Annotated in this window: 15 protein-coding genes; 6 read left to right on the plus strand and 9 right to left on the minus strand. The window is 73.0% G+C overall.

From position 1 onward, the window contains the following. Positions 1 to 12: 12 nt before the first annotated feature. The 5 genes from ITX44_RS21910 to ITX44_RS21930 all read left to right on the plus strand — a co-directional run bounded on the left by ITX44_RS21910 (position 13) and on the right by ITX44_RS21930 (position 6,981). Positions 13 to 315 carry a DUF5302 domain-containing protein gene (locus tag ITX44_RS21910; protein WP_205358988.1) on the plus strand — a complete coding sequence of 101 codons (303 nt, stop codon included), beginning with the start codon at positions 13 to 15 and terminating at the stop codon, positions 313 to 315. A 121-nt stretch (positions 316 to 436) separates the two neighbouring features. Beyond that, complete coding sequence (locus tag ITX44_RS21915) at positions 437 to 2,458, plus strand: M3 family metallopeptidase (RefSeq protein WP_307795420.1); 2,022 nt, start codon at positions 437 to 439, stop codon at positions 2,456 to 2,458. Positions 2,459 to 2,537: 79 nt separating this feature from the next. Further along, on the plus strand, positions 2,538 to 3,437 hold the full coding sequence (locus tag ITX44_RS21920; protein ID WP_205358989.1) for a GNAT family N-acetyltransferase: 900 nt from the start codon (positions 2,538 to 2,540) through the stop codon (positions 3,435 to 3,437). Positions 3,438 to 3,486: 49 nt separating this feature from the next. Beyond that, positions 3,487 to 4,728 carry an MBL fold metallo-hydrolase gene (locus tag ITX44_RS21925; RefSeq protein ID WP_307795421.1) on the plus strand — a complete coding sequence of 414 codons (1,242 nt, stop codon included), beginning with the start codon at positions 3,487 to 3,489 and terminating at the stop codon, positions 4,726 to 4,728. A 1,206-nt stretch (positions 4,729 to 5,934) separates the two neighbouring features. Further along, entirely contained in the window at positions 5,935 to 6,981 is a 1,047-nt protein-coding gene (locus ITX44_RS21930) for a hypothetical protein (protein ID WP_205358990.1), read from the plus strand. 127 nt (positions 6,982 to 7,108) lie between these two features. Here ITX44_RS21930 and ITX44_RS21935 read toward each other — a convergent pair whose 3' ends face one another. From ITX44_RS21935 to ribB, 6 genes are all read right to left on the minus strand, one after another. Continuing rightward, positions 7,109 to 8,122, minus strand: coding sequence for a beta-ketoacyl-ACP synthase III (locus tag ITX44_RS21935; RefSeq protein WP_205358991.1), 1,014 nt, complete (start codon positions 8,120 to 8,122; stop codon positions 7,109 to 7,111). Positions 8,123 to 8,344: 222 nt separating this feature from the next. Beyond that, on the minus strand, positions 8,345 to 8,779 hold the full coding sequence (locus ITX44_RS21940) for an SRPBCC family protein (protein ID WP_205358992.1): 435 nt from the start codon (positions 8,777 to 8,779) through the stop codon (positions 8,345 to 8,347). A gap of 3 nt (positions 8,780 to 8,782) precedes the next feature. Continuing rightward, on the minus strand, positions 8,783 to 9,553 hold the full coding sequence (locus tag ITX44_RS21945; protein ID WP_205358993.1) for an SDR family oxidoreductase: 771 nt from the start codon (positions 9,551 to 9,553) through the stop codon (positions 8,783 to 8,785). Next, on the minus strand, positions 9,550 to 10,119 hold the full coding sequence (locus ITX44_RS21950; protein WP_205358994.1) for a hypothetical protein: 570 nt from the start codon (positions 10,117 to 10,119) through the stop codon (positions 9,550 to 9,552). The genes ITX44_RS21945 and ITX44_RS21950 overlap by 4 nt, the downstream gene beginning before the upstream one ends. Before the next feature lie 8 nt (positions 10,120 to 10,127). After that, complete coding sequence (locus ITX44_RS21955; protein ID WP_205358995.1) at positions 10,128 to 11,372, minus strand: lysophospholipid acyltransferase family protein; 1,245 nt, start codon at positions 11,370 to 11,372, stop codon at positions 10,128 to 10,130. Next, entirely contained in the window at positions 11,369 to 12,022 is a 654-nt protein-coding gene (gene ribB / locus ITX44_RS21960; RefSeq protein WP_205358996.1) for a 3,4-dihydroxy-2-butanone-4-phosphate synthase, read from the minus strand. Before ribB ends, ITX44_RS21955 begins: the two co-directional genes overlap by 4 nt. Before the next feature lie 306 nt (positions 12,023 to 12,328). Between ribB and ITX44_RS21965 the strand changes: the two genes are divergently transcribed. After that, a complete protein-coding gene (locus tag ITX44_RS21965) occupies positions 12,329 to 12,844 on the plus strand; it encodes a MarR family winged helix-turn-helix transcriptional regulator (RefSeq protein ID WP_205358997.1) in 516 nt (171 codons plus the stop codon). Positions 12,845 to 12,994: 150 nt separating this feature from the next. Here the strand turns inward: ITX44_RS21965 and ITX44_RS21970 are convergent, their stop codons facing one another. From ITX44_RS21970 to ITX44_RS21980, 3 genes are all read right to left on the minus strand, one after another. Further along, a complete protein-coding gene (locus ITX44_RS21970) occupies positions 12,995 to 13,468 on the minus strand; it encodes a DUF6197 family protein (protein ID WP_205358998.1) in 474 nt (157 codons plus the stop codon). 304 nt (positions 13,469 to 13,772) lie between these two features. After that, on the minus strand, positions 13,773 to 16,055 hold the full coding sequence (locus tag ITX44_RS21975) for an MMPL family transporter (protein ID WP_205358999.1): 2,283 nt from the start codon (positions 16,053 to 16,055) through the stop codon (positions 13,773 to 13,775). A gap of 217 nt (positions 16,056 to 16,272) precedes the next feature. Next, the gene (locus ITX44_RS21980; protein WP_205359000.1) at positions 16,273 to 19,209 is read right to left on the minus strand and encodes a glycoside hydrolase family 2 TIM barrel-domain containing protein; all 2,937 of its coding nucleotides are present in this window, start codon (positions 19,207 to 19,209) and stop codon (positions 16,273 to 16,275) included. Positions 19,210 to 19,481: the final 272 nt, after the last annotated feature.

The raw sequence follows: 19,481 nt of genomic DNA on the forward strand, positions 1-19,481 counted from the left end.
CACGCTGGTGCCATGACCGACCCCGAACACGAGGCCGCCGCCACGGCGACGGCCCCCGTCTCCCCGGCCGCCGCGGATTCCGCCCTCCCGGACCCCGCGGAGCCCCACTCCTCCCCGGCCGACGCTCCGGCCGAGGCCGCCGACGCCCCCGAGGAGGGCGCGAACGACGTCAAACGCAAATTCCGCGAGGCCCTGGCCCGCAAACAGGGCGGCCGCCGCGGCTCGGGTGCCGCCGGCCCGCACGACCCTTCCAAGATCCACGGCGCTCAGGGCCGCGCCGGCGGTCCCCGCGAATTCCGCCGCAAGAGCGGATAGCCGCGCTCGCGGTACGTTCCCGGTTGCCGCGGGCGGGCCCCGCGGCAACCGGGGGAGCGGACTCCTGCGCGTCACCGACACCCGGGCGCGGAACGGGCAGGTCCGGCGTAGGGTCGGGACGGTGACGACGAATCCGCTGATGCGTGCGAGCACGTTGCCGTACGAGCTGCCGCCGTTCGCGGAGATCCGCGAGGAGCATTATCTGCCGGCCTTCGAGCTGGGGCTGGCCGAGCAGCTGGCGCAGGTCGAGGGGATCGCGGGGGATCCGGCGCCGGCGACGTTCGAGAACACGGTGGTCGCGCTGGAGCGGTCGGGGGCGCTGCTGGAGCGGGTGCGGGCGGTGTTCGGGAACGCGGCCTCGGCGGACGCGACCGCGGGCGTACGGGAGATCGAGGCGAAGGTCAACCCGATGCTGGCCGCGCACAGCGACGCCATCCACCTGAACCCGGCGCTGTTCGGGCGGATCCGGGCGCTGTACGAGAGGCGGGAGGCGCTCGGCCTCGGCCCGGAGGAGTTGCGGCTGCTGGAGCGGTACCACACCCGGTTCGTACGGGCGGGGGCCGCGCTGTCGGAGGACGGCAGGTGGCGGCTGCGCGAGCTCAACGCGGAGATCGCGGCCGCCTCGACCGCCTTCGGGCAGAACGCGCTGAGCGCGGCCGAGGAGAGCGCGCTCGTCCTGGACGACCCCGCGCAGCTCGCCGGGCTGTCCGCCGACGCGATCGCCGCAGCGGCGCGCGACGCACGGGACCGCGGCCTCACCGACCGCTGGGTGCTGCCGCTGCGCAACTTCTCCAACCAGCTCGAACTGGCCCGCCTGGAGGACCGGGACGTCCGCAGGCGGCTGCTCACCGCCTCACTGAGCCGCGCCCAGGACACCAACGGCCCGCTCGCCGTCGCCCTGGCCACCCTGCGCGCCGAACGCGCGGCCCTGCTCGGCTACGACAGCCACGCGGCGTACGTGGTCGCCGACCGCACCGCGGGCAGCACGCAGGCCGTCACCGATCTGCTGGCCCGGCTCGTGCCGCCCGCCGTCGCCAACGCCCGCCGCGAGGCCGACGCCCTGGCCGAGCTCGCCGGCGGACCGGTCGAGGCGTGGGACTGGGCGTACTGGTCGGACAAGCTGCGCAAGCAGCGGCACGACATCGACGAGGCCGCGCTGCGCCCGTACTTCGAGCTGGACAAGGTGCTGCGCGACGGGGTGTTCCGCGCGGCCGGCGAGCTGTACGGGATCACGCTCACCGAGCGTCCCGACCTGTCCGGCTACCACCCCGACGTACGGGTCTTCGAGGTGTTCGACGCCGACGGCAGCGGACTGGGCCTGTTCCTGGCCGACTTCTTCGCCCGGCCCACCAAGCGGGGCGGCGCGTGGATGAACGCCCTGGTCGACCAGTCGCGGCTGCTCGGCCGGCGGCCGGTGGTGGTCAACAACCACAACATCGCCAAGCCCGCGCCGGGCGAGCCCGCGCTGCTGACGTTCTGGCAGGTCGGCACGCTCTTCCACGAGTTCGGGCACGCGCTGCACGGGCTGTTCTCCGACGTGCGCCACCCGTACTTCTCCGGCACCGCCGTGCCCTCGGACTTCGTGGAATACCCCTCCCAGGTGAACGAGATGTGGGCGCTGTGGCCGGACGTCCTCGCCCGCTACGCCACCCACGTGGAGACCGGCGCCCCGATGCCCGCCGACACCGCCGCCCGGATGAGGGAGGCCGTGCGCTTCGGGCAGGGCTTCGCCACCGTGGAGTACCTGGCCGCCACCGTGCTGGACTGGGCCTGGCACACCCTGCCCGCCGGCGCCGACCCCGGCGACCCGGCCGCCTTCGAGGCCGCGGCCCTGCACGCGGCCGGCCTGGACCTGCCCGCCGTCCCGCCGCGCTACCGCACCGCCTACTTCACCCACGTCTTCAGCGGCCACTACAGCGCGGGCTACTACTCCTACATCTGGAGCGAGGTGCTGGACGCCGACACGGTCCAGTGGTTCACCGAGAACGGCGGCCTGCGCCGTGCCAGCGGCGACACCTTCCGCCGCGCGCTGCTCTCCCGCGGCGGCAGCGTCGACCCGATGACCGCCTTCGCCGCTTTCCGCGGCCGCCCGCCCCGCATCGAACCGTTGCTGGAACGGCGGGGGTTGACGCAGCCGACGTAGTCCTCTCCGGCACCGGTGGGAATCCGGACGCGGCGTAAATCCGGTGCGGCACCGGGGGTCCGGCGGGGACCATGGGCCGGTGGAGTGGACGATCACCGACTCGCTCGACCGGTTCGAGGCCGAGGCGGGCGGTTTCCTGGGCGCGGACCCCGCGCGGAACACGGTGCTGCTGAGCGTCTGCGCGGCGCTGCGGCGGCGGGGGCCGGGCGCGTACGGGCCGCTGCCGCCGGTGTTCGGGTGGTGGCGGGGGAGCGGCGGCGCGGTCGAGGCGGCCTTCCTGCGGACGCCGCCGCATCCGCTGCTGCTCACCGGCGGCACTCCCGAGTCGGCCCGGGCGCTGGCCGCCGGACCGGCCGGGGCGCAGGAGGCGGTACGGGGGGAGCGGCAGGCCGTCCTCGCCTTCGCCGAGGCGTGGCGGCAGCGGACCGGCGGGCAGGTCGTGGCGGGGCGGGACACCCGGCTGTACCGGCTGGCGGAGCTGATTCCGCGGCCCATGACGCCCCCGGGAGCCGCCCGGACCGCCGGGCCGGCCGACCGGGCCCTGGTGCTGCGCTGGGAGGCGGAGTTCGCCCGGGACGTCGGAGCGCAGACGCCGGGCGGCCAGGGCGCGGTGGACGACGCGCTGAGCCGCGGCGGGCGCGTGCTGTGGGAACTGCCCGGCGGGGAACCGGTGTCGATGGCCGGCTGGACCCCGCCCGCGGACGGCACCTCGCGGGTCGTCGCCGTCTACACCCCGTCCGGGCGGCGCGGGCGCGGCTATGCGGGTGCGGTGGTCGGGGCGGTCAGCCGGGCCGCGCTGGCGGCCGGGGCGGGGGAGGTGGTGCTGTTCACCGATCTCGCGAACCCGGTGAGCAATGGGCTGTACCGGAAGCTGGGGTACGTTCCGGTGGGCGACTTCGCCGAGCGGATTCTGCGGGGTGCGGGGTTTTCCACAGGGGACGGCGCCGGGGCGGGTGGCGGAGAGATCTCCGCAGCATAATGGAGGCGCGACGGGACCCCGTCGCGTGACGACCCCGCCTGGAGGACCCGTGACCGGCGCCGGCCGACCAACGTCCCGCCTCGTGAAGCTGCGCCCCGCCGCGTTCGGCGCGGACCCCGTGGGTGCGCGCCTGGAGCGCATCCTCGCTTCGCCCAACTACCGTGACGGCGCGTTCGTCAACCCGGTCGGTGCCGGGGTCGCCGCCAGTGGCGACCTGATCAGGTCCCTGCCGGCCAATCTCCGCAAGGACGCCCGGCTGCCCCGAAAACCCGCCCGGCCGATTCCGGTCCACCCCACGACGCTCGCCGACCTCGCCCGGCCGGCCGCGTCCGGGCTGCGGCTGACCTGGCTGGGGCACTCGTCGGTGCTGGCCGAGATAGGCGGACGGCGCGTGCTGTTCGACCCGGTCTGGGGCGAGCGGTGCTCCCCGTTCGCCTTCGCCGGCCCGCGCCGTATGCACCCCGCGCCGGTGCCGCTGTCCGCCCTGGCCGCCGGGCTGGACGCGGTGGTCATCTCGCACGACCACTACGACCACCTGGACATGCCCAGCATCATGGAACTGGTCCGCAGCGACGCGGTGTTCGCCGTGCCGCTGGGCGTCGGCGCGCACCTGGAGCACTGGGGGGTGCCGGCGGACCGGCTGCGCGAGCTGGACTGGCACGAGTCCACCGAGGTGGGCGGCCTCACCCTGACCGCCACCCCGGCCCGCCACTTCTGCGGGCGCGGCCTGCGCGGGCGGCAGCAGACCCTGTGGGCGTCCTGGGCGGTCACCGACGGCACCCACCGCGTCTTCCACAGCGGCGACACCGGCTACTTCCCGGGCTTCGCCGCGATCGGCGCCGACCACGGTCCCTTCGACGCCACCATGATCCAGATCGGCGCCTACTCCGAGAAGTGGCCGGACGCCCACGCCGACTGCCCGCCCGGGCAGCCCTGCGACTGCGTGCCCGATCCCGGCGCCTGGCCGGACATCCACATGACCCCCGACGAGGGCCTGCGGGCGCACCTCGACCTCCAGGGCGGCACGCCGGGCGGCGTGCTGCTGCCGATCCACTGGGGGACCTTCAACCTCGCCTTCCACCCCTGGGCCGAGCCCGGCGAGCGCACCATGCTCGCCGCCCACGACGCCGGCCAGACCTGCGCCACCCCGCGCGTGGGGGAGCCCTTCGAGCCCGCCGCCACCCCGCCGGCCTACCCCTGGTGGCGCGAGATAGCCGTCACCCCCTCCCGCGGCTGGGCGCCCTGGCCGCCGCTGGCCCCGGCCCGGGAGGACATCGCCGCCGAGGCCTGAGCGGAGGCACCGAAGGAGGCACCGGCGGCAGCACGGACGGCAGCATTGACGGCAGCGCGGGCGGCGGTCAATGCTGCGCCGTGCGCCCGGGCGCACAACCCGGGCGGTCCGGCGACACCGAATGCCTCGGATCGACGTGTTTCGCGGAGTGCCGTCGGTAACCGTGTACGGGGGTCCGGGCCCGGGAGATCCGGCCAGCCGGCGGCCGACCTCGGATGTTCCGCCTGCCCGCCGGACCTGACGGGGCATCAGCCGGTAGGCCACGGGCGGTGGCCGTTCGGCGTAGGCGCGGCGAGACACATGTGCCTCGTGTGACCATGTGTGTTGCGGGGTTCGGCTGGGACGAACGGATGACGGGACGCCCGGCCGGACCGTCGCCGCCGGGTCCGTCCGACCCGTCCCGACCTGGTGCGACCTGACCCGATGTGACCGACACGACCGGTGGACACGGCGCACCCGCCGCCGCCAACAGGCCCCGAACGCAAAGAATCCGACGACCCGTCGGAAACCGCCGGAGACGTGTTGTGCCGGTTCCGGTTGTTACCGTCGGTTGGCCGAAACCGGTCTCCCACCTGCGGCTGTGTGCTGTCACACACGACCATCAGTTCCGGCTCGATGTGTGTCACCATGTGCAGGAGTCACGGGGCGGGCGGCCCATGCGCCGGGCGCCCCGGCCGTTCGCAGAGTCATACATCTTCCCGTCCGTTGGGCATCCATGGCCGGTCGACCCCGGTCCGGGTGCCTGACCCAGATGCACATCCCCCACATGCTCGCGATCAATGGCCGCACCGAACCCTTCCGGTGCACGCGTACCGCACAAAGGAATTGCGCAGTGGCGACAGAGAAGGTGTCTTCCATGTTCCCGGGTTGCTCGTGTCCAGCAACATGTGCCGGGTTCTCTCGCGTCCAGGGTGATGCGTCGCACCAGCTGAGGTGATGCGGCCACCGGCACGCGTCGGCCGAATTTCGTCGGGGTAATCGCCGCGGTCAGGGGCAAGGACTATGTGACGCGCGTAGCGCGTCGGCCGACCGCTGTGATTGCCCGCCGAGTTCGGCGTTCCGCATGCCTGCCGGACATGTTCCGCGTGCCCGCCGGCAAAGGCGGCGTGGTTCGCCGTACGCACGGCGAACCACCATGAGGCCGCGCCGGTACCGCGTACGCGGGGAGATCCAACCTTTACCGAGGCTCTTCGAAGAGGACGCAGCATGTGCCTGCTAGAGGTATCCGTGTTCCGTTCCGGGCTGCCACCGGCGCTGTTGTGCGCCGTGACCGTGCACGAGCGGCACACCGCCGAGTCCGGTGACGTTCCGGTCCCGGTTCGCGCCGCCGACACGGCGCCCGGCCGTTCCGCCCCCGACGGCTGGCTCCTGGCCAGCGGCGGGGTGCGCAGCGTGACCGAGTCCGGCCCGCTCGCCGAGACCGCAGACCCCGCGCCCGGCCCGTTCTGGCCGCAAGGCGCCCCCGACACCGGTCAGCACCTGGCGCACTGGCTCGTATCCCACGCCCGCCGCCAGACCACTACCGCCCCCCGCTGGTACGTCCTGGCCGAACCCGACGCGGGGAACGGCGAGAGACGCACCGACGGGCTCGACGACATCCTGGACCCGCTGGGCGAGGCCCTGGCCGTGCACCCGCGGCACGGCGAGGCCGCCGGCGCCATCGAGGCCCTGGCCGCCGACTCCGGCCTGAGCGTGGTGTACTCCGGGCTCACCGAGCCACCGTGCCGCACCCCGCTGCCCGCCGACCAGCCCAGCTACTCCGAACTGCTGGTGGAACGCATGCGCCAGCTGGCCCGGCAGGGCTTACGCGCCGCCGACATCACGCGCCGCCTGGGCGAGGAGGGGTTCACCCAGGCGCCCGGCCGGCCGGAGCGGATCAGCCTGACCGCGGTACGGCGGCTGCTGCGCGAGGGCGTGCCCACCGCCACCCCTGCCCCGGTGCGCACCCGGCCGCGCCCCGCGCCGGGCGAGGCCCCGGGTACCGACGAGTGGTGGCTGCCGGACCTGGCGACCCAACTCGCCATGCCCACCAGCACCCTTTACAGCTGGGTGCGCCGCGGCTGGGTCACCACGGTCCGCAAGGAGACCCATCCGCCGTACCGCTGGATCCTGCGGGCCGACTCCGCCGAGCTCGCGGTGCTCCGGCGCCGCCGCGCCGGTGCCGGCCTGGACGGCCGTCCCACCGCGGCGGGCGGGGCCCGTGTCACCCGCCGCCGTAGCGGGGAAGCGGTCGCGGGAGGCGAACGGGCCTGACGGAGCGCGCGGACGGGGACAGGCGCCGGGGGTGCGCCCGGGACCGTCCGCGCCACCCCGAGCCGGCCCGGCCGTCAGGGACGGCCGGGGGGCACCGAGGATCGTGGGAAAAGGTCCTGACGGGTCGTCAGGGCAGCGCCACCACCTGACCGGCGTAGGACAGGCCCGCGCCGAAGCCCAGGGTGAGGGCGAAGCCGCCGCTGCGTGCCTGCCCGAGTTCCAGCACCTTCTCCATGGCCAAGGGGATCGAGGCGGCGGAGGTGTTGCCGCTGTGCACCACGTCCTGCGCCACCGCCACGTGGGCGGGCAGCTTGAGCGCCTTGGTGAGCGCGTCGACGATCCGCAGATTGGCCTGGTGCGGGATGAAGGCGGTGAGCTGGTCCGCCGTCAGGCCGGACGCGTCGAGCGCCTGCCCAGCCGCCTCCGCCATCTGGTAGACGGCCCAGCGGAAGACGGTCTGCCCCTGCATGGTCAGCGCGGGGAACCGCTCCGGCGGGTTGTCGCGCAGGTCGAGCCACGACGCGGACTGGTCGATGGCCGCGGTCTGCGAACCGTCGGCGCCCCACACCACGGGACCGATGCCCGCGGTGGCCGAGGGCCCGACCACCACCGCGCCGGCCCCGTCGCCGAAGAGGAAGGCGGTGCCCCGGTCCTCCCGGTCGATGAGGTCCGACATGCGCTCGGTGCCGACGAGCAGGACGTACTCCGCGCTGCCGGACCGGACCATGTCGCCGGCCAGCGCGAGGCCGTGGGTGAAGCCGGCGCACGCCGCCGAGATGTCGAAGGCGGACGCCTTGTGGGCACCGACCTTGTGGGCGATCTCGGCCGCGGCGGCCGGGAGCTGGCGGAAGTGCGTGGAGGTCGCGACGATCACGCAGCCGATCCGGTCAGCCGCGATGCCGGCGCCGGCCAGGGCCTTGCCGGCCGCGGCGACACCCATGGCCGTGATCGTCTCGTGCGGGTCCGCCCAGCGGCGTTCGGCGATTCCCGACCGCTCGCGGATCCACTTGTCGCTGGAGTTGATCGGTTCTGCCACTTCGTCGTTGGACACCACTCGGCTGGGGCGGTAACCGCCTACCGCGAGGATGCGTGCATGTGCCGGTCCTGACGATGAGCGAAGCACGGGTACAGGGGCGGACATGTGGGTTCTCCGGATGTCGGGAACAGACAAGGCGCGGGAAGGACGACAGCCGTACGCCTTCGGTGACGTCCTGTCACATGGTGGGCACGGCTTCGTGCGGTGCGCTTCGTTGCGAGCGGTGCGGTCGGTACCAACAGCAATCGGACGAGCGGTACGGCAAGCGGTGCACGAGGTGGTACGGCCGGGCCGTGGCCCGGTGCGGCGGTCAGTCCGGTACGGGGGTCAGGCCGTACCGCGCCCGTTCCGCGACCCGTGGGCACGGGCCGCGGCCCGCTGCGCCAGCCGGTCCAGCCGCATCTGCGCGACATCGGCGAACGCCGGGCGGAGCACCGCGGCCAGCAGACCGCGGTGCTCGAAGGAGTGCCGTACCTCGGTGCGGCCGCCTGCGGCCCGCAGTTCCCAGACGTGGTCCTCGGACAGGCCGGGTACCTCCCAGTGGCCCACGATCCGCTCGTCGGCGATGTCGCGGTACTCCAGGTATCCGCTGAGGCCGCCCCTGGTCCGGATGGGATACCGCTGTCCGGCGGCGGCCGTCTCCGGCGCCTGGATGGACAGGAAAGCGGGATTCCATTCGGCCAGGGCCGAAGCCTCCAGCAGGATCCGGCGGACCACCGCGGGGGAGGCGTCGACCGACACCTGTGAACTGCGAACGGTCATCGGTCAGTACCTCATTCCTCCGTCGACCTGAATGACGGTACCGTTGATGTAGTCGGCGGCGGGGCCGGACAGGAAAGCGATGGTGTCCGCGATCTGGCGGCCGTTGCCGAGGCCCAGCAGCGAGTTGTCGATCATGCGGCCGAGCTGGTCCGGCGGCACGCTCGCGCTGAGGCCGGTGTCCAGGATGCCCGGCGCGACCACCGCGGTGCGGACGTTGTACGAGGCGTACTCCTGGGCGACGGACAGCGCCAGCCCCTGCAGCCCCGCCTTGGACGAGGCGTAGGCCGCCTGGCCCTGGTTGCCGAGCACCGCCGCGATCGAGGAGACGTAGATGATGCGTCCGTAACGGCCGCGCATCATGCTGCGCAGGGCGTGCTTGGTGGTGAGGAAGGCGCCCCGCAGATTGACCCGGTGCACCTCGTCCCAGTCCTCCACCGGCATCCGGACCAGCGGCTGGTCCTTGGTCACGGCCGCGTTGTGGATCAGCACGCTGATCCGGCCGAACTCCTTGGACTCGGCGACCAGCGCGGCCGCGGTCTCCTCCTCGCCGACGTCGCCGGCCACCGTACGGATCCGGTCGCCGTACTTGTCGGCGAGCCGGGTCAGTTCCTCCGACGGCGAGCGGTGGTTGGCCACCACCAGCGCGCCCTGCTCCAGCAGGGCCTGGGTGATCAGCAGGCCGAGCCCGCGCCCGGCACCGGTGAGGACGGCGACGCGTCCCTCCAGGGTGCCGGGGGCGGTGGCCGCCGGGGCCCGGTCGGGGCCGATGCTCATGGGGAGACCTCCAACGCGGGGAGCGGGTCCTTCGACGTGGCCGTGGCGCCGGCGAACAGCCAGTCGCCGAGCGCGCCGATGTGGCTCTCGTCGAAGGGACGGGGGGTGCGCAGCCGGGCGAAGCGCAGGTTGGCCGGCTCGGAGCCGGGCGCCTCGACCAGCAGCGGTGGCAGCAGCAGGTCGTGCCGCCGCGCCAGGAGCTGCTCGGTGTACCGCAGGAACCGCAGCCCCCGCTGCCGGAAGTGCTCCGGCAGCCAGTCCAGGGCGGTCAGGTGCACCTCGGTGAGCACGCCGTCCGTGGTGACCGTCAGGGAGCGGCGCAGCTCCGGCGGGATGCTCGCGGCCTCGTCGGCGTACAGCGGGATGGTGATGTCCTCCTGGTCCAGCAGGACCAGGACGTTGCCGCCGGCGCCGAGGTGGTCCAGCACGTCGGCGACCTGCACGGGGTCCGGCCACAACGCGGCCGGGGCGTACGTCCCGGGGGCCGGGGAGGACCACAGCAGCCGCCGGGGCCCGTCGAAGACCACCAGTATGTCGTCGTGGTGCAGCGTCGGTGACAGACTCATCGGCTCATTCACCCCACGGAGGTCGAGGTAGGCACGCCGTCGGCGGTGAGTGCGGCGTAGTGGTCCGCGGCCCGGCGGCGGCGGTCCTGCGTGCGCGCGTCCGGGGCCGGCGCGTCCATGACGGCGCGGAACTGCTCGGCGGCGCCCGCCCGGTCGCCGGTCTTCAGCAGCGCCTCGGCATAGGCCATCGGGTAGCGGGTGTCGTGCGCGCCGATCCTGGCCACGTGCCGCATGTGCGACAGGCCCACCTCGCGGCGGCCGCCGAACTGCTTGGGCGCCGCCAGGTGCCACCGGCCCATCAGGTAATTGCCCATCAGGTGGTCCGGGTCGGCGTCCAGCACCCGCTGCGTGTCCTGCCGCAGCTTCGACATCATCGTCAGCCGCCGGGGCAGCGAGACCTCCAGCATCTTCAGCCCCGCCAGCCGGGCCCGCATGGCGAGCGCGTCGACGTTGCCGGCCTCGGCGACGTCGGCCAGGTCCAGCAACAGCCGGGCCTGTCGCATCCGCTGCTCGGCGGGCAGGGTGTCGGTGCGGCTGAGCATGGTCTCGATGACCGCCTCGGCCTGCTCGGCCAGTTCCTGGGCGGCCAGCCGGTCGCGCTCCGGCGTGGGGTTGCGGGCCTGGTCGACCAGCGACTCCAGCGCGGTACGGGCCGCCTCGCCCAGGGCCGCGACCTTCTTCGGCCGCGGCAGGGCGGGGTCGATCTCCAGCGGCGGGCCGAACACGACGCGCGCGGTGGCGCCGCGCACCGGCCGGTTGGCCCCCTTGGGCAGGACGTCCTGGACGCCCCACATGCCCACCGGGACCACCGGGACCCCGGAGCGGACGGCGAACCGGAAGGCGCCGTCCTTGAAGGGCAGCAGCGGCCAGCCGGGGCCGCGGGTGCCCTCGGGGTAGACCACCAGCGTGCTGCCCGAGGAGAACACCCGCTCGACCGCGGCCAGCAGCTCGCGGCCGGGCTGGTCCCGGTCCACCGGGATGCCGCCGACGGCCGTGGTCCACCGGCGGCGTACCGGGTTGACGAAGGCCTCGGCCTTGGTCAGGAAGTAGAACGAGGGGTCGTCCCGCAGGACGGCCAGCAGGGCGTCGAGCACGAAGTGGTCGGCGAAGCTGCTGTGGTTGGGCACCAGCACCATGGGGCCGCTGGCCGGCACATGGTGCGCGCCTTCGACACCGGCGAGGTACCGGTGCACGACTGCCGGCCGGGAGACGGCAGTCGTGGCACCGTATATCAGCCGGTCGAGCCGGCTCACTTGGCCTGCGCGTTCCGCAGGGCGGCGTACTCCCGCAGCTTCTCGATGCTGGTCAGGACCATGCCCTCGCGCTTGGCGAACTCCACCAGGTGCGGGAGGCGGGCCATGGTGCCGTCCTCCAGGATGATCTCGACGATCACGCCGGCCGGGGCGAGACCCGCGAAGCGGGCCAGGTCGACGGCGGCCTCGGTGTGGCCGGGGCGCTCCAGCACGCCGCCCGGGCGGGCGATCAGCGGGAAGATGTGGCCGGGGCGGCGCAGGTCCGAGCCCGTGCCGTTGAGTACCAGCTCGATGGTCTTGGCGCGGTCCGGGGCGGAGATGCCGGTCGTCACGCCGTGCTCGGGGCCACCGTCCACGCTGACGGTGAAGGCGGTGCCGTGGTGGTCCTCGTTGCGCTCGACCATCGGGGGCAGGTCGAGCTGCGCGGCCCGCTCCTGCGTGATGGACAGGCAGACCAGCCCTCGGCCGTGAGTGATCATGTAGTTGATCGCGTTGGCGTCCGCGAACTCGGCGGCCACGATCAGGTCGCCCTCGTTCTCCCTGTCCTCGTCGTCCACGACGATGATCAGTTCGCCGCGCGCGATGGCGGCGACGGCCGCCTCGGCGTCGTCGAGGACGAACGGTTCGGCGTCCAGGGCCTGCACGGTCATTCGAGTTTCCTTTGCTCGGGTGGTGCGGTCGTCTGGGCGAATCACTCGGGACATCGATGCTCCAGCATCAAGTGCGGCAACATCAGGTGCTGCAACATCGATGTCCTGTAACCGATGACTCATCATGCATGTCATGGCATCGGTGCTGCAACACCGGTTTCGTAAACTTAAGGTGTCCGGGATTCAGGAACTGGTCGGCGCGGGGTTGTTCTGGCCTATCCATGGCGTATCATTGATCTGAGATGCTCATTAATGTCACGTCAGCAATGAGCGCCGTACGGCCGTGCGATCCGAGTGAGGTGTCCTATGCCAGCCGCCAACACTGTCGTCGGCGTGTCCCCGGAGGAGCAGCTCCCCGCAGGGGCGACCACGCAGGAGGACACCGAGCTGCGGTATCTGCTGCTCGCCGCGCAGCGTGAGGGCGCCCGCTACATGTCCGGGCAGCTCAGGGCGCTGAACCTGACCCCGGCCCAGGCGGAGATCATTCTGGTGCTCGCGCAGCGCGAGCCGCTGACCCTGGCAGAGCTGGGCCGGCTGATCGTGTGCGAGAGCAACAGCCCCAGCCGGATCGTGGACACGCTCGTCAAGCGGGGGATGGTCAGCCGGACCCCGGGCCAGGTGGACCGCCGGGTGGTCTACCTGGGACTGACCGAGCAGGGCCAGGAACTGGTGCCCAAGCTCCAGGAGATCGACGCGGCCGTGGACGCGGCGGCCGCCTTCCGGCTCAGCTCGGACGAGAAGCAGGTGATGATCCGGGGGCTGCGCCGGATGCTGGACGGCACGGTGAGCGGCGCCGCCCTGGCCACCCGCTTCCACGGCTGAGCTTCCACCGCTGAGCTTCCATCGCTGAGCCCGGCCGCGCTCGGCGAGGCGCCGGGAACGCGGCGGCCGGCGCACCGGAAGGCAGTGCGCCGGCGTCGCGCATGCTCTTCGGTCAGTTCAAGGGTGTGGCCGTCGAGCCCGGGTGGTTCGTCACGCAGCCGGGACAGCGGCCCGGAGAGTGCCGGGGGCCGGGCTCGGTACGGTCCCCGCGATCGTGTCGGCCTGGGGGCCGTGGAAGTCGCCGCCGCGCTCCGCCGCCATCAGCAGGGCGATGGCCTGGGCCCGGGTGCGGTTCGGCACGTCGTTCCAGGCGCACAGCAGCTCCCAGTCGTCGAACGCGGCCGTGCGGTGCGGGTCGATCCGGCCGCGCAGTTCGGACAGGGCGTGCCCGGCGGACGGGTCGTGGGTGCCGGCGTGTCCGGTGGCGGCCCACAGCAGGGCGCCCACCAGGCTGGCGGCCTCGGGCCGGTGCGGGGATCCGATGTAGTACAGCCCGGCTCCGTGGCACCAGCCGCGTTCCGCGATCAGTGCGGCGCTGCGCCGGAAGATGCCGCCCGTGGGGGACGCGGTGGCGTCGGCGGCCGGATGCGGCGGGAGCACCGGAGCGGGTGTGGTCGTGGTCATGATCGTCCACTCGTTTCTCGGTCGAGGGTGAAAGGAATCGGCGAACGTCTGCGGTCCGCGGGAGCGGTCCGCCGGTCGTGCTGCCGCCCCCGCCGCCCGGCGCGGCCACGGGACCGGCGCGCACAGGGCTGTTCCGCTGCCCGGACCGGGTCGCGGTCCGGGCAGCGGAACTCGAGCGGGGGCGTTCTGTCGATCTCGGCTCACGGTCGGTCGGATCGGATGCGGTCGGATCGGATGCGCCCGGTCAGGAGGAAGTCTGGTCCCGGACGGTGGCGTCGGGTTGAACGGAACTCGGCCGTCCGGCTCACAGCCCGTTGGGTGCGGGGGCCGGGACGTCCGTGGCGGTGACGGTGCCGGCCGCGGATCCGGCCGGGGCCGGGTCCGCGGAGCCCGCGGCCGGACCGGCGGTGCGGGCGGTACGGCTGGTCCGGCCCCAGATCCGGTCGCCCAGGAGGAGGAGCGTGGCCGGCATGACCAGCCGCCGGATCACGATGGCGTCCAGGATCACCGCGGCGGCCAGGCTCACGCCCAGCTCGCGCACGATGCTGATCTGGGCGCTGACGAAGGACACGAAGACGGCGACCATGATCGCGGCGGCGCCGTTGACCAGCCCGGCGGTGCGGGACAGGCCGCCGAGGACCGCGTCGCGGTGCGAGGCGCCCTCCCGGTACATCTCGCGCATGCGGGCGATCATGATCACCATGTAGTCCATGCTCAGGCCGAACATGACGGCGAAGAGCATCGGCGGGGTGACGCTGTTGATGGTGTGGTCGGCGCTGCTGGCCACCAGGGTCAGGAAGCCCAGACTCGCGCTGACCACGAGGCCGTTGAAGGCCAGCGCCAGCAGCGGCAGGACCGTGGAGCGGAAAGCGACGAACAGGATCAGGTAGCTGAGCAGCGCCACGGCCAGGACGACCAGCGGGATGGAGTCCGTGACCAGCTTGTCGAAGTCCGAGCCGGTGGCGGTGGCCCCGGCGAGCTCGGCCTTCACGCCGGTGACGGTGTCGCGCTTCAGGTGCGAGCGCAGGTCGCCGACCACCTGGTGCGCGGAGGCGCTGTCCGGGTCGGCCTTGGGGACGACGAGGACGCGGGTGACGAGGTTGCCGCCGACCCGGGTCCAGAACTGCGCGGCGGCGGCCTTGCCGGCCGGGTCCAGTCCGGTGCCGTCGGACAGTGCCTGCGGCAGTGCCGCGGCGGGCACGCCCAGCGTGCTGACGCCCTGGACGCCCTCGACGCCGGGCGCGGTCTTCGCGTAGCCGGCGATGTCGGTGGCGCTGGTGAGCAGCGCGGCGGAGTTCTTGGCGTCGGCCGTCAGCACGACCTCCACCGGGAACAGGCTGCGCACGCCGATGTCCTGCTTGACGCGCTCGATGCCGACCCGGGCGCTGTCGGAGGAGGGCAGGATGTTCGCGCTGGCCACCGGGACCCGCAGGTTCAGCTGGGTGGCCGGCCAGGCCAGGGCGACGAAGCCGACGAGCAGCACGGCCAGGATCATGACCGGGCGCTTGGAGACCAGGCCGCCCAGACGTGACGCGGGCGCGGCCTCGGTGGTGGCGGCGGAAGCGGGCGCCGCGGCCTTCCCGCGCCGGCGCAGGGCGCCGGCGTTGATGCGGTGGCCCAGCAGCTTCAGCACGGCCGGCAGCAGAGTCATCGTCAGCAGCACGGCCACGACCGCGACCGCCACACCGCCCAGCGCGATGCTGGTGAACGACATGGACCGGGGGATGAACAGCGCGGACAGCGCGACCACCACCGCCATGCCGCTGAAGAGCACCGAGTGCCCGACGGTCCGCATGGAACGGTCGACCGCGCCGGTCGCGTCCTGGCCGGCGGCCAGTTCCTCGCGGAAGCGTTTGACGATGAACAGCGAGTAGTCCACGGCGACCGCCAGGCCGACCATGGAGACGATGTTGGTGAACAGGCTGTTGACGTCGGTGGTCTTGGCCATCACATAGCCGATGGCCTGAGTGAGCACCAGGGTGCCACCGGCCATCAGCAGCGGCACCATCATGGCCACCACGGAGCGGAAGACCAGCAGCAGGACGACGAACAGCACCGGGAAGGCGATCATCTCCGCCCGGGTGACGTCCTCCTTCGAGTGCTTGTTGAGCGCGTAGTCCAGGGCGGGGCTGCCCGTGACGTCCGCCTCGACGCTCTTGCCGACGGCCGCGCGCACATCGCGCTGAAGGTCCGGCACGAGGTTCTGCACGGTGGTGTTGTCACTGCTGAAGCCGACCTGGAGGAAGGTCGTCCGGCCGTCCTTGGACAGCCACTCCGGGTGGGTCCTGTCGTCGGTGATCCCGATGACCCCCGCGCGCCGGGAGGCCTTGCCGGCCTCGTCCACGGCGTCGGCCACCGAACCGGTCTTGTCGTGCAGGACGACCAGCAGCGAGTTCGGGGCCTCGTGGAACGCCTGCTCCAGCGTGTGCTGGGCGTGCACGGAAGCGCCGCGCGGATTGGAGAACCCGCCGGCCTTCAGGGCCCCTTCGAGCTTGAGGGCGAACGGTGCGGCCACCACGATCAGCAGCAGCCAGGCGGCGATCACCGCCTTCGGCCGTTGTACCGAGATGTTGATCAGTTGCTTCATGATCTGCTCCTGGATCGAACCGTTGCCCTCGGGCGAAAGCAGTGGGGGAGGGGCTCAGCTCGTCCCTGTCGGGACATCGATGTTCCGTTATTGATGTCCCATCATGCATCACATGACATCGATGATGCAACACGTATATGAAGCAGGGCATGACAGAAGGCGGGCCGACCGGGCACCGCTCGCCCGGCCGACCCGCCGTGATGTCCCCTGTGGTGCCTTACCGCGAGGCGTCCTCCGGCAGGGCGGTGAAGGTGAAGGAGAAGGCGGCCGGAGCGGGCGTCAGGTGGTACTCGGGCAGCACGCCCGGGCCGCACGAGGCGCTGCCGATGCCGTGCAGGGCGTGGTCCAGGTGCAGCCACAGGACGGGTGACGCGGTCAGTTCATGGGTGTGCTCGGCCGCGTCCAGCGCCTCGGTGGTCCACGGCCGGGCGGTGAACCAGAAGGCCGGCTCGCCCTCCAGCCGCAGCCCCGCGCCGTTCTCCCGGCGCAGTTCGGCCCAGCGCACATCGGCCCGCGCGCCGTTCTCCTGCGGGCGTACGTACGGCGTCCGCAGCTCGTCGACGGTCGCGGTCCACCGGCCGATCCGCGCGGCCGCCCGCGTGTCCGGATACGCCTCGCCGGGCCCGCCGCCGTACCAACGCACCTCGGACACGCCGGGGTTGACGCCCATCCGGACGCCCAGCCGCGGCAGCGGCACCGGCCACTCGCCCTCGGGCGTCACCTCGACGTCCAGCCGCAGCCGGTCGCCCGTGGCCCGCCACGAGTAGACCGCGCGCAGGCCGATGTCCGAGGCGGCCGGCGCCACCCGGGTCGCCACCGTCAGGACGTCCCCGGCGAGCGTGACCCCGTCGACCCGGTGCCGCATCCGGTGCAGGCCCGCCTGCCGCCACCTGCGGTCGAGTTGGTCCTCGGGGGCGCGGGCCATGCCGCGGTCGTTGTCGACCGGCGCCCGCCACACGTCCAGCGCCGGGCCCCGCACACCACTGGCGCCCAGGCAGCGCAGTGCGCCGCTCGCCGCGTCGAAGGTGCCCGGGCCCAGCACGATCAGCCCGCCCTCCACCCGCCGCGGGCTGTGCGGGCGGCCCCGGTGGACGCGTTGCCCCCGCGGAGCCTGCGCCGCCGCGAACTGGGTCCAGGCCACCTCGTGTCCGGACGGCGCCCACGCGGTGTCCTCGGCCAGCACCGCCCGCACCGTCCAGAACGCCTCGCCGGCCCGTACGATCCGCGGCATCCGCGGCAGTTCGACCTCCGCGCTCTGCCCGGGCCCCAGATCCGGCACCGCCAGCCGCCCGGAGTCACTGTGCTCGCCCTCCACCTCGTACACCCACCGGAAGGCGAGCCCGGACAGGCCCGAGGTGTCGTACCGGTTGGTCACGGTGACGGTGCCCCGCTCCGCGTCGCCCTCGATCCGCACCGGCTCGACGACCTTCTTGTACTCGATCAGGCCCGGCGAGGGCGTGCGGTCGGGGAACACCAGGCCGTCGCAGACGAAGTTCCCGTCGTGCAGCTCCTCGCCGAAGTCCCCGCCGTACGCGAAGTACTCCGCGCCGTCCGGGGTCCGGCGGCGCAGCCCGTGGTCGATCCACTCCCAGACGAACCCGCCCTGGCAGCGCTCGTACGTCTCGAAGATCCGCTGGTACTCGCTCAGGCCGCCCGGGCCGTTGCCCATCGCATGCGCGTACTCGCACAGCACGTACGGCATCGCGCGCCGCCGCTTGTCCAACTCGGCGTCCTCCAGCGCCGGTTCCTCGCGCCGGCCGATCAGCTCCGACTCGGCGTGGTCGGCGTACATCCGCGAGTACACGTCGGTGTCGGCGCAACTGCGGTCGCCCTCGTAGTGGATCGGGCGGACCGGGTCGCGCTCGCGGATCCAGGTGGCCATCGCGGACAGGCCGCGGCCGGTGCCGCACTCGTTGCCCAGCGACCACATGATCACCGACGGGTGGTTCTTGTCCCGCTCGACCATCCGCGCCGCCCGGTCCAGCAGGGCCGGCGTCCACCGTTCGTCGTCCACCGGGTTGCCGCGCCAGCCGACCATCTGGAAGCCGTGCGTCTCCAGGTCGCACTCGTCGACCACCCACAGCCCCAGCTCGTCGCACAGGTCCAGGAAGGCCGGATGCGGCGGATAGTGGCTGGTGCGCACCGCGTTGATGTTGTGCCGCTTCATCAGCAGCAGGTCCTGGCGCATCGTCTCCGGGTCCACCACCCGGCCGTGGTCCGGGTCGAACTCGTGCCGGTTCACGCCGCGGAACTGGATCCGGCGGCCGTTGACCTTCAGCACCCCGTCCTCGACGGCGACCGTGCGGAAGCCGATCCGCAGCGGGATCCGCTCGCCCTCGGTCGCCAGCTCCGCGTCGTACAGCCGCGGCTCCTCGGCCGACCAGGGCTCCACCGGTACGATCACCGGCTCGCCGGTCGGGATGTCCAGGCCCAGTTCGGGCACGGTGACCGTGCCGGCGGGCTCGCAGTCCACCCGCAGCGTGCCCAGGCCCGTGGCGTGGTCGTAGCCGCACGTGACGAAGAAGTCGGTGACCGCGCCCTCGGGCCGCTCGATCAGCGTCACGTCCCGGAAGATGCCCGGCAGCCACCACATGTCCTGGTCCTCCAGGTAGCTGCCCGCCGACCATTGGTGGACCCGCACCGCCAGCACATTGCCGCGCGGCCGCAGCAGCCCGCCCACCTCGTACTCGACCGGCAGCCGGCTGCCCATGAAGGTGCCCAGCTCGTGGCCGTTGAGCCAGACCCGCGCGCAGGAGTCCACCCCGTCGAAGCGCAGCACGGCCGCGCCGCCCGGCCAGTCGTCGGGCAGGTCGAAGGTGCGCAGGTGGTCCCCGGTCGGATTCTCGGTCGGCACCCGGGGCGGATCGACCGGGAAGGGGTAACGGACGTTGGTGTAGGCCGGCTTGCCGTGCCCCTGGAGCGGCCAGTGCGAGGGCACCGGCAGCAGGTCCCAGTGGGAGGCGTCGTAACCGGGCCGGGCGAAGGACTCGTCCTCCGCGTCCGCGCGCGGCGACAGCCGGAACCGCCATTCGCCGCCCAGGTTCACCCGGCGCGCGTCCGACACCGCCCACCAGGCCCGTGGTGGCAGCGCCCCGGTGCTCGGTGTCACGTCCTCGTAGTAGGGGAGCGTCCCGGACGACGGGGGCTCGTGCATGGTGCTGCTCCTCGGATCGAGCGGTACGGACCGGCGGCGCCTTTACGCCTCGGGCCGCAGGTGGTCACGGGTGTGCGGGCGGTACGGACGTACGTGCGCCGTGAATATGCGGGATCGATTCTGCTGAGGCGGCGGCGCGGACGCCAGATGTACCGATCACGCAATCGGAGCGCGGTGGGGGCGCGGGATTCTTGGTGGCGGCAGGGGCGGGGGCTCGCCGGGGACCGCGCCTGCTCGGTCGTCGGCGGACCCAAGTACCGTACGGCGTGGCG

This window comes from Actinacidiphila acididurans, assembly GCF_016918855.1.
Classification (GTDB): domain Bacteria; phylum Actinomycetota; class Actinomycetes; order Streptomycetales; family Streptomycetaceae; genus Actinacidiphila; species Actinacidiphila acididurans.

Excerpts from the sequence above, each read along its gene's own strand:
- ITX44_RS21910 (WP_205358988.1), top strand. The coding sequence starts at position 13 with ATGACCGACCCCGAACACGAGGCCGCCGCCACGGCGACGGCCCCCGTC.
- ITX44_RS21980 (WP_205359000.1), bottom strand. The coding sequence starts at position 19,209 with ATGCACGAGCCCCCGTCGTCCGGGACGCTCCCCTACTACGAGGACGTG.
- ribB (WP_205358996.1), bottom strand. The coding sequence starts at position 12,022 with ATGACCGTGCAGGCCCTGGACGCCGAACCGTTCGTCCTCGACGACGCC.
- ITX44_RS21975 (WP_205358999.1), bottom strand. The coding sequence starts at position 16,055 with ATGAAGCAACTGATCAACATCTCGGTACAACGGCCGAAGGCGGTGATC.
- ITX44_RS21965 (WP_205358997.1), top strand. The coding sequence starts at position 12,329 with ATGCCAGCCGCCAACACTGTCGTCGGCGTGTCCCCGGAGGAGCAGCTC.
- ITX44_RS21940 (WP_205358992.1), bottom strand. The coding sequence starts at position 8,779 with ATGACCGTTCGCAGTTCACAGGTGTCGGTCGACGCCTCCCCCGCGGTG.
- ITX44_RS21935 (WP_205358991.1), bottom strand. The coding sequence starts at position 8,122 with ATGTCCGCCCCTGTACCCGTGCTTCGCTCATCGTCAGGACCGGCACAT.
- ITX44_RS21945 (WP_205358993.1), bottom strand. The coding sequence starts at position 9,553 with ATGAGCATCGGCCCCGACCGGGCCCCGGCGGCCACCGCCCCCGGCACC.
- ITX44_RS21970 (WP_205358998.1), bottom strand. The coding sequence starts at position 13,468 with ATGACCACGACCACACCCGCTCCGGTGCTCCCGCCGCATCCGGCCGCC.
- ITX44_RS21930 (WP_205358990.1), top strand. The coding sequence starts at position 5,935 with ATGTGCCTGCTAGAGGTATCCGTGTTCCGTTCCGGGCTGCCACCGGCG.
- ITX44_RS21950 (WP_205358994.1), bottom strand. The coding sequence starts at position 10,119 with ATGAGTCTGTCACCGACGCTGCACCACGACGACATACTGGTGGTCTTC.